Origin of the sequence: Halomonas sp. H10-59 (genome assembly GCF_040070555.1) — a bacterium.
Taxonomy (GTDB): domain Bacteria; phylum Pseudomonadota; class Gammaproteobacteria; order Pseudomonadales; family Halomonadaceae; genus Halomonas; species Halomonas litopenaei.
The window spans coordinates 85,693-98,425 of record NZ_CP098828.1; the positions used below are offsets into that span (position 1 = coordinate 85,693).

The 12,733-nt window shown below is 64.0% G+C and carries 17 protein-coding genes; 7 read left to right on the forward strand and 10 right to left on the reverse strand.

The window, feature by feature from the left end:
- Nucleotides 1-31: 31 nt before the first annotated feature.
- Nucleotides 32-214 carry a hypothetical protein gene (locus NFG57_RS00375; RefSeq protein ID WP_108131886.1) on the reverse strand — a complete coding sequence of 61 codons (183 nt, stop codon included), beginning with the start codon at nt 212-214 and terminating at the stop codon, nt 32-34.
- A gap of 228 nt (nt 215-442) precedes the next feature.
- Here NFG57_RS00375 and djlA point away from each other — a divergent pair, with 228 nt between their 5' ends.
- Together djlA and NFG57_RS00385 are read left to right on the forward strand one after the other, a co-directional pair.
- Nucleotides 443-1,222 (forward strand): co-chaperone DjlA, encoded by a 780-nt coding sequence (gene djlA / locus NFG57_RS00380; RefSeq protein WP_108131885.1) that lies wholly within the window; start codon nt 443-445, stop codon nt 1,220-1,222.
- Nucleotides 1,223-1,640: 418 nt separating this feature from the next.
- Nucleotides 1,641-3,191 carry a Na+/H+ antiporter NhaC family protein gene (locus tag NFG57_RS00385; RefSeq protein WP_045993895.1) on the forward strand — a complete coding sequence of 517 codons (1,551 nt, stop codon included), beginning with the start codon at nt 1,641-1,643 and terminating at the stop codon, nt 3,189-3,191.
- A 255-nt stretch (nt 3,192-3,446) separates the two neighbouring features.
- Here NFG57_RS00385 and NFG57_RS00390 read toward each other — a convergent pair whose 3' ends face one another.
- From NFG57_RS00390 to ribA, 5 genes are all read right to left on the reverse strand, one after another.
- The gene (locus NFG57_RS00390) at nt 3,447-3,743 is read right to left on the reverse strand and encodes a hypothetical protein (RefSeq protein ID WP_222516226.1); all 297 of its coding nucleotides are present in this window, start codon (nt 3,741-3,743) and stop codon (nt 3,447-3,449) included.
- Nucleotides 3,744-3,947: 204 nt separating this feature from the next.
- A complete protein-coding gene (locus NFG57_RS00395; protein WP_108131883.1) occupies nt 3,948-4,244 on the reverse strand; it encodes a hypothetical protein in 297 nt (98 codons plus the stop codon).
- A gap of 282 nt (nt 4,245-4,526) precedes the next feature.
- Nucleotides 4,527-4,844, reverse strand: a complete 318-nt coding sequence (locus NFG57_RS00400; RefSeq protein WP_222516225.1) for a hypothetical protein — start codon at nt 4,842-4,844, stop codon at nt 4,527-4,529.
- A 174-nt stretch (nt 4,845-5,018) separates the two neighbouring features.
- A complete protein-coding gene (locus tag NFG57_RS00405) occupies nt 5,019-5,303 on the reverse strand; it encodes a hypothetical protein (RefSeq protein ID WP_045993899.1) in 285 nt (94 codons plus the stop codon).
- 84 nt (nt 5,304-5,387) lie between these two features.
- Complete coding sequence (gene ribA / locus NFG57_RS00410; RefSeq protein ID WP_045993900.1) at nt 5,388-6,023, reverse strand: GTP cyclohydrolase II; 636 nt, start codon at nt 6,021-6,023, stop codon at nt 5,388-5,390.
- Between the two features lie 171 nt (nt 6,024-6,194).
- Here ribA and hemE point away from each other — a divergent pair, with 171 nt between their 5' ends.
- Nucleotides 6,195-7,271 carry a uroporphyrinogen decarboxylase gene (gene hemE, locus NFG57_RS00415; RefSeq protein WP_108131917.1) on the forward strand — a complete coding sequence of 359 codons (1,077 nt, stop codon included), beginning with the start codon at nt 6,195-6,197 and terminating at the stop codon, nt 7,269-7,271.
- Between the two features lie 25 nt (nt 7,272-7,296).
- On the forward strand, nt 7,297-7,638 hold the full coding sequence (locus NFG57_RS00420) for a VanZ family protein (protein ID WP_348815129.1): 342 nt from the start codon (nt 7,297-7,299) through the stop codon (nt 7,636-7,638).
- 165 nt (nt 7,639-7,803) lie between these two features.
- Here NFG57_RS00420 and NFG57_RS00425 read toward each other — a convergent pair whose 3' ends face one another.
- Nucleotides 7,804-8,322: a hypothetical protein gene (locus NFG57_RS00425; protein WP_045993901.1), complete on the reverse strand. Its 519-nt coding sequence runs from the start codon at nt 8,320-8,322 to the stop codon at nt 7,804-7,806.
- 290 nt (nt 8,323-8,612) lie between these two features.
- On the opposite strand from NFG57_RS00425, the gene NFG57_RS00430 reads away from it, so the two are divergent.
- A complete protein-coding gene (locus tag NFG57_RS00430; RefSeq protein ID WP_045993902.1) occupies nt 8,613-9,044 on the forward strand; it encodes a host attachment protein in 432 nt (143 codons plus the stop codon).
- Between the two features lie 58 nt (nt 9,045-9,102).
- On the opposite strand, the gene NFG57_RS00435 is transcribed toward NFG57_RS00430, so the two are convergent.
- Entirely contained in the window at nt 9,103-10,029 is a 927-nt protein-coding gene (locus tag NFG57_RS00435) for a LysR family transcriptional regulator (protein ID WP_045993903.1), read from the reverse strand.
- A 187-nt stretch (nt 10,030-10,216) separates the two neighbouring features.
- Here NFG57_RS00435 and NFG57_RS00440 point away from each other — a divergent pair, with 187 nt between their 5' ends.
- A complete protein-coding gene (locus tag NFG57_RS00440) occupies nt 10,217-10,993 on the forward strand; it encodes a ferredoxin--NADP reductase (protein ID WP_045993904.1) in 777 nt (258 codons plus the stop codon).
- Between the two features lie 103 nt (nt 10,994-11,096).
- Here the strand turns inward: NFG57_RS00440 and NFG57_RS00445 are convergent, their stop codons facing one another.
- A complete protein-coding gene (locus NFG57_RS00445; protein ID WP_045993905.1) occupies nt 11,097-11,732 on the reverse strand; it encodes an SDR family oxidoreductase in 636 nt (211 codons plus the stop codon).
- Nucleotides 11,733-11,887: 155 nt separating this feature from the next.
- On the opposite strand from NFG57_RS00445, the gene NFG57_RS00450 reads away from it, so the two are divergent.
- Nucleotides 11,888-12,103 (forward strand): DUF3820 family protein, encoded by a 216-nt coding sequence (locus NFG57_RS00450; protein ID WP_045993906.1) that lies wholly within the window; start codon nt 11,888-11,890, stop codon nt 12,101-12,103.
- Nucleotides 12,104-12,328: 225 nt separating this feature from the next.
- Here the strand turns inward: NFG57_RS00450 and glnK are convergent, their stop codons facing one another.
- Entirely contained in the window at nt 12,329-12,667 is a 339-nt protein-coding gene (glnK, locus tag NFG57_RS00455; protein ID WP_045993907.1) for a P-II family nitrogen regulator, read from the reverse strand.
- Between the last annotated feature and the right edge of the window lie 66 nt (nt 12,668-12,733).

The window sequence follows — 12,733 nt, forward strand, 5'->3', positions numbered from 1 at the left end:
TCCAGGGGGCCGATGGCGTCTGGGAGCAGGCTCAGCGATGGCTGGCGCTTTCGACCAGGCGCTCGATGACGGACCTGGCGGTGTCAGATGGCGGCGTGTCCACCCCCAGCAAACCCTGCCAGGGGAATACCGAAGCATTGGAGGCCAGGCTGACGCTGATGCTGGCGGAAGCGATGGCGCCGACGATGGCAAGGCGCGTGATCGAGAGTCGCATGGGAGTGTGAACCGAGCGGCTTGAAATGGCGTGCAGTGTCGCGCTTGCAGATGACCATTCGATGAAACAGCGAAGGCTGGACCTTCGCCGCCGGCTCGACGGCGATGGTATGCTGCCTGCTCATACCCCTTTGGCGGGACCTGGCATAGCCGCAACGGTTGGCCAGGGCCGAAACAGAAAAAGACGTGGCGCCGCCGCTTGGCGACGTAGCGCACAAGAGAGGATTTTATGCTGACCATCATCGTGATTGGCGCGGTAGTGGGCTTCCTGGCCGGTGGGCCGCTGGGCATGCTGATCGGCGGCGGTATCGGCTGGTGGCTGGGCGGGCGCCTGCGTGGCGGTCTGATGCTCAGCAAGGGCCTGGCCGAGATGCAGCGTCAGTTCATGGACTCCACCTTTGCGGTGATGGGGGCGGTGTGCCAGGCCGATGGTCAGGTCAGCGGCGAGGAACGTCAGGTGCTGGAGCAATTGCTGGTGCGTCTGCGTCTGCCGGAAAACACCCGTGCCAGCGCCCGCGCCGCCTTCGAGCGCGGGCGCGCCAGTGACTTCGACCTCGACGGCGAGATCGCACGGGTGGCCCGCCTGACGCGCGGGCGCAGCGCGCTGCGCCAGATCTTCCTGCAGGTGCAGCTTTCCGCCATCGCCGCCGATGGGGTGCTGCACCCGGCCGAGCACAGCATGCTGATGCGGGTGGCTCGCGGGCTTGGCTGCAGCGAGGCCGAGATCGCCCAGATCGAGGCTATGCTGCGGGGCGGCGCCTCCCACGGTGCTGGCGCGACCCAGGAGAGCCAGAGCCCGCTGGAAGATGCCTACAAGGTGCTCGGCGTCAGCGACGAGGCCAGTGACGCCGAGGTCAAGCGCGCCTACCGCAAGCTGATGAGCGAGAACCACCCGGACAAGCTGGCCAGTCGTGGCCTGCCCGACAGCATGCGCGAGGTCGCCGAGGCCCGCACCGTCGAGATCGGCAACGCCTACCAGCGTATTCGCCAGGCCCGCGGTCAGGCCTGACGACCCCAGGGCCAAGTGGCGCTGGCCTGGCGCCTGACGTCGTTGCCGGCGAGCGCTACACGGCACAGGGCATGAAGGGGGTGGAGGTGGAGACCCGGCGTCCTGACTGAGGCGAGGGCCGTCGGGACGTTGCCTGGTGTATCTCCAGAGAGGGTATCGGCTGTCGGTGTTGGGGAAGCGGGTCGCGGGGTGATGGAGGTATCTGTCGGTTCCGTCGCCCGATGTCCGAGGGGAATTTTCAGGGTGGTCAGCTAGCTGCAGGCCGGCGCTGGCTTGTACTTCTGGAACGGCGGTTGCGGGGATGTGACAGCGCGGTTGCCGTTTGTGCCGCAAGCGCCTAGGATGCCCCGCTGCCCGCACGACGCCGTCCGGCGTCATCCCCTCGGGCCAAGACCGACAAGAACCCAGGAGACTCCCGATGTCCTTCGGACTCTTATCCCTGTTGCCGCCGCTGCTGGCCATCCTGCTGGCATTGGCGACGCGCAACGTCATTCCCGCGCTGTTCTGCGGCGTCTGGCTCGGGGCGACCATGCTCGCCGGCTACAACCCTGCCGCCGGCCTCTACAACAGTTTTTCTGACTTTATCGTGCCGAGCATCGGCGACGAGTGGAACGCCACCGTGCTGATCTACTGTGGCCTGTTCGGGGTGCTGATCAGCGTGCTGCAGCGTACCGGTGGCGCCCACGCCATCGCCCGCGCCATCTCGCGCAAGGTCGCCAGCGCCCGTGGCGCCCAGGGCAGCACGCTTGGCCTTGGCATGCTGATCTTCTTCGAGGACTATTTCAACGCCCTCACCGTGGGCAGCGTGATGCGTCCGATCACCGATCGCATGAAGGTCTCCCGCGAGAAGCTCGCCTACATCGTCGATTCCACCTCGGCCCCCATGTGCCTGCTGGGCCCGGTGTCCACCTGGGTGGTCTTCGTCATGGGGCTGATCGGCACTCAGCTGGGCGAGATGGAGGTGAGCGGCTCGGAGTACCTGATCTACCTGTCCTCGATTCCGCTGAACTTCTACGCCTGGCTGGCGCTGGGGATGATCTTCTATATCGTCGTCACCCAGTGGGACTTCGGTCCCATGGCGCGGGCAGAACGTCGCGCCCGGGAGACCGGCAAGCTGATGGAAGACACCGCCAAGCCGCCTTCCGAGACCGACGCCATGGAGCTCAAGGCGCCGGAAGACACCGCTCGCAAGCGCAACATGCTGGTGCCGATCGGGGTGTTGCTGGCGATGATTCCGCCGCTGTTTCTGTGGACCGGCAACTTCCCGGAAAATGACCTGGTGACTGCGGTGGGCAACGCCGACGGCGGTCAGTCGATCCTGATCGCCACCCTGGTGGCGGTGATGACGGGGCTGGCCATGGGCATGAGTCAGCGGCTGTTCGACTTCCGCGAGGCCATGGATATCGTGGTCGAGGGCATCAAGAGCATGACCCTGGTCTACATCATCCTGGCGCTGGCCTGGTCCATCGGCAGCGTCACCTCCGAGCTTGGCACCGCCGACTACCTGGTCAGCCTGACCGAGGCCAGCATTCCGCCCAGCCTGGTACCGGTGCTGCTGTTCCTGATCGGCGCCGTGGTGGCCTTCACCACCGGCACCTCCTACGGCACCTTCGCCATCATGATTCCGATCGCCATGCCGGTGGCGGCGGCCATGGACCTGCCCATGGCGCTGGCCATCGCCTCGGTGCTGAGCGGCGGCATCTTCGGCGATCATTGCTCGCCGATTTCCGATACCACCATTCTGTCGTCGGCGGGGTCGAGCTGTGACCATATCGACCATGTGCGCACCCAGCTGCCCTACGCGGTGACAGCCGGTGTCGCAGGACTTGTGGCCTTCTTCGTGGCCGGTGTCACCGGTACCACCTGGATCGGAGCGATCAGCGGTGTCGCAGTGATGTTGACCATCGCGCTGGTGATGAAGGCGCTGTGGCAGCCACGGCAGGTCGATTCCGCGCCTCAGTCACGCTGACGCAGGCTCGACGGCCGGGTCGCCGGGTCGCCGGGTCGCCGGGTCGCTGAGTGCCTGGTCCCGCACCTGGCCCCGTGTCCGGTAGACCCTCCCCCAGGCCCAGCACAAAAAGGCCGAGCATAAAAAGACCCGGCACAAAGAGGCCGAGCACAAAAAGACCCGGCACATAAAAAGGCCCCGCCGACATCACGTCGGCGGGGCCTTTGCGTTGGTACCCGGGGTCTTTACCCGTGGGCACCCATCGGATCGGTGCGCTTAGCCGGTGGTGGCCTGACGGGCCAAGTCCAGGTCGTGCTCGCTCATGGCGAAGTCGGTGCGCTTGGCCTGAACCCGCAGCAGCTCCAGCCGGGCATTGGCCATGGCGTTGCTGCCGTTGTCGGCGATATGGGCGTTGCCGACCTGATGGGCGGCCTCCAGCGCGCTGGCGCTGACCTGAGCCAACGGCTCGGCGTTGAGCTCCTGGGCGCGGTCAGTGGCGCGGTCGGCCTGGGCGGTCAGCGGCAGGGCAGCGGCGAGCAGGGCAGTAGCGGCGATCTTGGTAGTGGCTTTCATGGTGTCTCTCCTGTAGGCCTGATGGGCTTCTGGGTGAGCCCTTGGCCATCGCGTATGTCGGTTTCAGCGGTCGTCTTGCAGTCTTTGTCGAAGGGCCTGTGTTGCTGGCCTTCGCGATCGTCTGTTGGAGATGACGCCGGGCGTCATTTGGACGTTGCCGGTCATCATCAAGTCAAACGGTCGTTTTAATCTGGTCGGCAAAAATTAGCCGGTGGTGGCCTGACGGGCCAGGTCCAGGTCATGCTCGCTCATGGCGAAGTCGGTACGCTTGGCCTGTTCGCGCAGCAGCTCCAGGCGGGCGTTGGCCATCGCATTGCTGCCGTTGTCGGCGATATGGGCGTTGCCGACCTGATGGGCGGCGTCGAGGGCGGCGACGCTGAGGCTGGACAGCGGCTCGGCGTTGAGCGCCTGGGCACGGTCACTGGCGCGGTCGGCCTGGGCGGTCAGCGGCAGGGCAGCGGCGAGCAGGGCAGTAGCGGCGATCTTGGTAGTGGCTTTCATGGTGTCTCTCCTATTGGGCCTCGTGGCCCTTGTCTCTCTTGAATTCGACCGATTCAAAATAAAACGGTCGTTTTAATTTTGGTGGCATTTTTTGGCCCCTCAGGGCCTGCCTTTTCTGCAGCTTGTCATCCTTGTCTGCCTGGACCTTGCTGACTCTGTCCGGCGTTCGAAGGATGTATCCAACGGGTACTGCATGAAAACTTGCGGCAATAATATTAACAGGCTAACGGAATGTCAAATGCCGATTCGACCTTGGTCTAAGTCGCCTTTACACGGCACAGCCTAGATGGTCACCGCGACACGTCGTCCGTCCTGCTGCAGAAAGCGAGCGGCCTGGGCCTGGTCGCGATGCAGTTGCAGCCTGGCGTTTGCCAGCGTCTTGCCATCATGGGTCGAGACGGCGGTGTTGCCGATACGTTGACCACCGATAGCCAGAGGCTCGACATCGGCGACTTGCTGCCCCAGCACGTCATCGGCCAACGGGGCCTGGTCGGTCAAGGGCGATTCGTTCAGGGCCAGGGCGTACTTGGGTGGTGCAGCCTGGGCCAGAGCGGGCAGAGAGGCGACGATCAGGGCAGCGAGGATCAAGGTGGGTTTCATGTCGAAGCTCCTTCCGGTATCAGCGGGTGGCGTCACCCGCTGTCGATGTGTGTATTTTGTTAGCGTTCTATCGAAAGCGCCAGGTAATCGCTTTTATGGCTTCGATAATGCGGCTCTATTAAAACGGTCGTATGTCTGTAGCGGTGCAAAAACAAAGGCATTTTTTTCTTGCTGTTACTTGGTGGCGGCGCGACCGAGGTCGAGATTGAGCATGAAGTCGGTCATTTCCACATGGCGAGACTGCAGCCGCAGGCGAGCCTTGCGCAGGGCTTCGGTGCTGTCGCTGGCGATGTGGGCGTTGATCACTTCATGGCCCTGCTGGGGCATGGCGTCGCGCATGGACAGGGGTTGGCTGTTCAGCGCGCGGGCCAGGTCGGTCGCGCGGGCGTCGGCCTGGGCCGTCAGCGGAAGTGTGGTCACGGCGGCAATGGCGGCAATCGAAAGCAGCTTGAGTTTCATGTCGGCACCTCGAAGGTCAAGATCAATGGAGCGTAATGTTGCGTTTGATCTTGAGTCGGGGGTGGGCCGGATTCCTTACGCGGCCTATGACTTTTTTTCGATATCCACGTCGTCAGCCTGGGTAAAGTCACCCAGCGCCATCATGTGACCGAGCTTGCCTGCCTTGGTGGACAGGTAGTGCTCGTTGTGGGGATTGAGCCCGGTGGTCAGGGCGACGCGTTCCACCACCTGAACGCCGGCCTGGGTCAGGGCGTCGACCTTGCGCGGGTTGTTGGTCATCAGCTTGAGCCCCTCGACACCCAGGTGTTCGAGCATCGGCACGCACAGGTCATAGCGGCGCAGGTCGGCGGCAAAGCCCAGGCGCTCGTTGGCCTCGACGGTGTCGGCCCCCTGGTCCTGCAGGTGGTAGGCGCGAATCTTGTTGAGCAGGCCGATGCCGCGGCCTTCCTGACGCAGGTAGAGGATGACACCGCGGCCTTCGCTGGCGATACGCTTGAGCGCTTCCTGAAGCTGATAGCCGCAGTCGCAGCGCATCGAGAACAGGGCGTCGCCGGTCAGGCATTCAGAGTGCACCCGTCCCAGCACAGGAGCGCCATCGTCGATCTCCCCCAGGGTCAGGGCGATATGATCCTTGCCCGTGGCCTCGTCTTCGAAGCCGTGCATGGTGAAGGTCGCCCAGGGGGTGGGCAGGCGAGAGGCGGCGATAAAGCGAATCGTCACGGGGTACCTCGGAGTCGAAACAACGGCAGCGCCGTCAAGGGGGCGCCCAGTTTATCAGGAAGTCGTGCAAGGCTCACGACACCTTGCCGACGACACAGGGTCGCAGGAGGCCACGCGTTCGGGAGTCATTGCGGTACAATGAGTCGCACATTTTCCCTGGATGACGCCTGCATGGAACTGAAGAACGATCGATTTCTGCGCGCTCTCGCGCGTCAACCGGTGGATCGCACTCCGGTCTGGATGATGCGCCAGGCCGGTCGCTACCTGCCGGAGTACAAGGAAGTGCGCGCCCAGGCGGGAAGCTTCATGGACCTGTGTCGTGATACCGCCCGCGCCTGTGAGGTCACCCTGCAGCCGCTGGAACGCTATCCGCTGGACGCCGCCATCCTGTTCTCCGATATTCTGACCATCCCCGATGCCATGGGGCTGGGCTTGTACTTCGAGACCGGCGAGGGTCCCAAGTTCCGCAAGCCGGTACGCAGCGCAGAAGACGTGGCCGCGCTGACGGCGCCCGACGCCGAACGCGACCTCGACTACGTGATGCGCGCGGTCTCGACCATCCGTCGCGAACTCAACGGTCGGGTGCCGCTGATCGGTTTCTCCGGCAGTCCCTGGACCCTGGCGACCTATATGGTCGAAGGCGCCTCCAGCAAGGACTTTCGCCACGTCAAGGGCATGCTCTACTCAAGCCCCGACGTGATGCATCAGCTGCTCGATACCCTGGCCACCGCGGTAACCGACTACCTCAATGCGCAGATCCGAGCTGGCGCACAGGCGGTACAGATCTTCGATACCTGGGGAGGGACGCTGTCCACGCCGGCCTATCGCGAGTTCTCGCTGCGCTACATGGAACAGATCGTGGCGGGGCTGATTCGCGAACAGGATGGGCGCCGCGTACCGGTGATCCTGTTCACCAAGAACGGCGGCCAGTGGCTCGAGGATCTGGCTGACACCGGCGCCGACGCCCTGGGGCTGGACTGGACCACTGAACTGTCCAGCGCGCGCAGCCGGGTGGGCCGCAAGGTGGCACTGCAGGGCAACATGGACCCCAATGTGCTGTTCGCCAACCCTTCGGCGATTCGTGCCGAGGTCGGCCGTATCCTCGACAGCTACGGTCACGGCCCGGGCCACATCTTCAATCTCGGCCACGGCATCAGCCAGTTCACCGACCCCGACAACGTCACCGCCTTCATGGAGGCGCTGCACGAGTTGAGCCCGGCCTATCATGCCCAGATCGCCTCAGGCTGAAGTCTCGGGCAGGCGGTCTGCATTCGTGCGGTGGTGGTGGGGGCTGGCCGCCGCCGCCGCACTGGTCATCGCCTGGGGCAGTCTGATGCCTGCCAGCGAATTGCCGGAAGACCTGCCCTGGGACAAGGCCAACCATCTGATCGCCTACGCCGGCCTGGCAACACTGCTGGCGTTGGCGAGCGGGCGCAGCGGGCTGTCCATGGCACTGGCGGTGGCCTACGGCGTCGCCATCGAGTTCGCCCAGATCCCGGTACCCGGGCGTCTTGGCGGCGATGTCTGGGACATCGTCGCCAATACCCTGGGTGCGGGGCTCGGTGTCGGGGCGGTCTGGCTGTGGCATCGAGGGCGGCAGCGCGCTCGCCGCTGAAGCTCTGTCCTGAAAAAGCTCTGTGCTGGAAGTCGGCTGACTTTCGGCTAGCTCCCTTGAGCCCCAATGACGCCTGGGAAACGCCCTGAAAGCGTCCAGGCGCACAATGTCGGCCATGCAGGGACACCGAGCCGCGGCGTCATCTCGGTTAAGGCGTCGACCGCGTCAGAGACTTGGCTCCTGGCGACTCGGCTTCTGGACCCTTTGTGATTCGGGCTCGCCGGTAGACGAACGGTTCAGGTCGAGGCCGGGCTCGCGATGTCCGCGTTTGCTCAGCGGTTCGGCCTTGCGCGTCACCCGAGCATCGCCGACCACCGCGTCGTCGTCCTCCAGCGGCCGGGCCTGGGAGGTCCAGGCCTTGTCGTCATCATGCACCGCCGGACGACGATCGTAGGAGCGGGTGACCACCGCGCCGGGGGCGAAGCCGGGCCGTTGACTGCCCAGGTGATGGGGCAGCAACCACAGCTCGGCCAGCAGGCGTAGTGCGACCATGGTCAGCAGGGTGAGGCCGGCGCCCAGCGCCAGGGGAGGCCAGCTCTCACTCCAGGTGGTCATGGCGACCCAGGGGGTGCGGGGGATCAGCCACCACAGACCGGCGGCGAGAACGCCGAGCTGTGCAATGAAATGACAGCTCAGCAGGGTGCGCCGGGCCAGTGGGGCGCGGGGAAAGAAGAACTGGCGCATGGTTGAGGTCCTCCAGCAGGGGAACTCGCAGGGCGCCAGGATGGGCGGCCCGCGAGTATCAGCGGTGCGGCGCAGGCAAAGGCGATAACCGGACAGGGCCGCAGGCCGCCGGGGCGTGTAACAGATGCCTGCATGCTACCCCAAAGGAGGCAGGGCTCGTCAGTGTCCGTGGAGGGCGACGCCGGTGTCGCCAATAACCACCAGTTGACGCTGCCGGGGTCCGTTGCCATGGTGACTTTGTACCGGTCATTGTGCCGGGAAGTCTGAACACAGGGAGGCGAGGACCGACCATGACGACGACTTATATCGTGGTAGCCGATGCGTCGCGTGCGCGAATCTTCACTCGGACAGGACGCAAGCTGAATGAAGTCGAGAGCCTGGTGCACGCCGAAGGGCGGCTCCACGAAGGCGATCTGGTGACCGACAAGGGCGGTGACGTACATGAATCCAGTGCTACCGCCTCGCGTCAGGCTGGCGGCGAGGAGGTGGCGACCCAGCACCATGAAGTCATCTTTGCCCGAGAGGTAGCCGATCGACTGTATCGTGCCCGTGTCGACAACAGCATGGAAAAGCTGATCATGGTGGCGCCGCCGCGCTTTCTTGGCCACCTGCGCGACAAGCTCGATGCTCCCACCGCCAAACTGGTCATCCACTCCCTCTCCAAGGATCTGACCAAGGCCGACTGCGACAAGATCACCGACGCCGTCGACGATCTGCGCTGATCTGTGCCGCCCGCCGTCCGCGGCGGGCTCTCTCCTGCATAGCGCTAGTCGTTTCCGTTCAGGGCACCTGCGGCAGATCGATCTCGTCGCTGCGCTGGATCCCCTCCGTCATCTGCCGGCACTGGCGTAGAAATTCGCGCATGCCTGCGGTGAGGTACTTGTGACGGTGCCAGATAAAGGTGAACTGTCGACTCAGGTCCAGTTCCGGCGTGGGCAGTGGGGTCAGGCTGCCACGCCGAAAGGCGTCGCGCAGCGCCAGACGTGAGACACAGCCGATTCCCAGCCCCGACTCCACCGCACGCTTGATGCCCTCGGTATGCTCCAGTTCGAGCAGGATATTGAAGCGACCACGCCGATGGCGGGCTGCCTGTTCGAGGGTCAGGCGCGTGCCTGAGCCCTCCTCTCGCATGATCCAGTCTTCACGCAGCAGGCGGTCGAGCTCCACCGGCCCGCGGTTGGCCAGCGGGTGACGGGGCGAACAGAACACCACCAGGTCGTCTTCGACCCAGGGCTGGGTGATGACCTCGTCCTCCTCGCACTGCCCCTCGATCAGCCCCAGGTCGAGCTGGTGATGGCGAACCGCATCGATGATCGAGCGAGTGTTGCGGACCTGCAGCCTTACCCGGCTGCCGGGGTGGCGCTGCATGAAGTCGCTGATCAACAGCGTCGCCAGATAGTTGCCGATGGTCAGGGTGGCGCCGACATCCAGATTGCCGATGCCTTGCTGGCCTCTGAGCAGTTCTTCCACTTCTTCGGCCCGATCGAGCAGGGCGACCGCCTTGGGCAGCAGCTGGAAGCCCAGTGCATTGAGCTTGAGGCGCTTGCCGATGCGATCGAGCAGCTGGCAGTCGAACTGGCGCTCGAGTTCGGACAGCGCGGTACTGGCCGCCGACTGCGACAGGGCCAGGGCGCGCGCCGCCTTGGACACGCTCTCGTGCTGGGCGACCGCAACAAAGACTTCCAGCTGTCGAAGGGTGTAGCGCATGGCACGGGCTCTCCGGCGCGATAGGGGTAAAGACGTCGGCGATGGACATCTATATCAATGAATTGGATAAGCGTTATCCATACAATCCATTTAACAGATAATATGGCCGGTCTTAGAATTATCCGCAAGACTTGATATCGGGCTTTATTCACTTCAGGAATAAGCCCAAGCATTTTAAGGAGTTGGCATGAGCAAGTTTGCCCTGGAAGAAGTGCTGAGCGTTCATCACTGGAACGACTCCCTGTTCACCTTCCGCACGACCCGTGAGCGTAGCCTGCGTTTCAAGAACGGCCAGTTCGTGATGATCGGTCTCGAGGTCAACGGCAAGCCGCTGATGCGTGCCTACTCCGTGGCCAGCCCCAACTACGAGGACCACCTCGAGTTCTTCAGCATCAAGGTACCCGATGGTCCCCTGACCTCTCGCCTGCAGCACCTGCAAGTAGGCGATCAGATCATGGTCAGCCGCAAGCCTACCGGTACCCTGGTATGTGACGACCTGCTGCCTGGGCGCAATCTCTACATGCTGTCCACCGGCACCGGTCTGGCGCCCTTCCTCAGCCTGATCCAGGACCCCGAGGTTTACGAGCGCTTCGAAAAGGTAGTGCTGGTGCACGGCGTGCGCCACGTCAACGAGCTGGCCTACGCCGACTTCATCACCAAGGAGTTGCCGGCGCACGAGTACCTGGGCGAGGAGATCAGCGAGAAGCTGGTCTACTACCCCACCGTGACCCGTGAAGACTTCCACACCATGGGCCGCCTGACCGATCACATCCGCACCGGCAAGCTGACCGACGACAAGGGGCTTCCGCCCATCGATCCCAAGCAGGACCGGGCCATGATCTGCGGCAGCCCGGCCATGCTCGACGACACCAGCGCACTGCTCGACGAGCTCGGCTTCAATATTTCCCCGCGCATGGGCGAGCCCGGCGACTACGTCATCGAGCGTGCCTTCGTGGAGAAGTAAGACCCCACGACAGAACGCCGCAAACGACGACGCCGATGGCCACTTGCCATCGGCGTCGTCGTTGCTGCTGGCGGATTGAATCGCCTGGCCGGTGTGGCGGTGGTCAGTCGCCGAGAGCCTCGGCGATCTCGCGTTCGCCGTCCAGGAGTACCGTCTCGTGATTACGGATCTTTCGTTGCCCCAATAGATAGACCAGGGCCTGGGCCACGTTGGCTCGGGATATCTGGTTGTTGCCCCCGGTCTCGTCCAGCGACGTGGCTACGCGGCCGGTGGCGTCGTCGTCGGTGAGCCGGCCTGGCTTGACGATGACATGGTCCACCTTGCTGCTGCGCAGGTAGGCATCGGCAGCGAACTTGGCGGCCATGTAGGGCCTGAGCTTCTCCGGCGCCTGCAGCGGCTGCTCGGCGCGCATGGCGCTGACCATCAGCATGCGATCCAGCCCCTGGCGGCTGGCCTCGTCCGCCACCCGCGTAGCGGCGTAGAGGTCGATCAACAGTGTCTTGTCGGGCCCGGTGTTCGGGCCGGAGCCGGCGGTGAACAGCACCTGATCGCAACCTTCGAAGGCGGAGGCGAAGTCGTCCTCCAGGTCGGCGACGACCGTCTCGATACCTTGTTGCTCGAACCAGTCGCGTTGCTCGGCGCTACGGATCATGGCGCGAATCGGATGTCCCTGGCGGTGGGCGATGGCGCAGACCTGGCGGCCGATCTGGCCGTTGGCACCTATCACGAGTGTGGTCATGTCGGCCTCCTTGTCGATACCTGGAAATAACCATGGCGTCGATGGGGAAGACTTTCAACGGGGAGACTTTCAATGGGGAGGCGAATCGATGGCGACGCCGCCCGCAGGCCAGTACCCTGTGCGTCTTTCCCTCACCCACCCGCTCAGGAGCAGCGATGAATCCTCAGGACCTGGAACGCCTGGTTACCTTGCCGATGCCTTTCGGCAAGCATCAAGGTACCTTGATCGCCGATCTGCCCGGGCCTTACCTGGCGTGGTTTGCCCGGGTCGGGTTTCCCCCCGGAGAGATCGGACGCCTGCTGGCGCTGATGCACGAGATCGACCACAACGGCCTGAGCGACCTGCTGGAGCCGTTGCGACGCCGCGGCTGAGCGGCGCCACCTGGCGGGGAGAACCGGTCGCCGTCGTCAGACCGCACCCTTGTCGGTCTAGCTTAAACCGCGTCCTTGTCGGTCGAGGTCAGACAGCATCCTTGTCGGTCTCGCCGGTACGGATACGAATGACCTGCTCGAGGGGGGTGGCTGAAGACAGCTGCCATCACCGGTCAGCCCGCGCCCTTGTCGGTCTAGCTCAGACAGCGTCCTTGTCGGTCGAGGTCAGACAGCATCCTTGTCGGTCTCGCCGGTACGGATACGAATGACTTGTTCAAGGGGAGTGACGAAGATCTTGCCATCACCGATCTTGCCGGTGTTGGCGACCTGGACGATGGCTTCGATGACCTGCTCGGTCATACCGTCGTCGACCGCCACCTCAAGCTTCACCTTGGGCAGAAAGTCGACCACGTACTCGGCTCCCCGGTACAGCTCGGTGTGGCCCTTCTGACGGCCAAAGCCCTTCACTTCAGTGACGGTGATGCCCTGAACACCGATCTCGGAGAGCGACTCGCGGACGTCGTCGAGCTTGAATGGCTTGATAATCGCGGTCACCAGTTTCATGGCGGGTTCCTCATCCTGTCCGTGTGGGGGCGGCGTCGGTCGTGCCTGGCGCCAACCCGTTGGCGG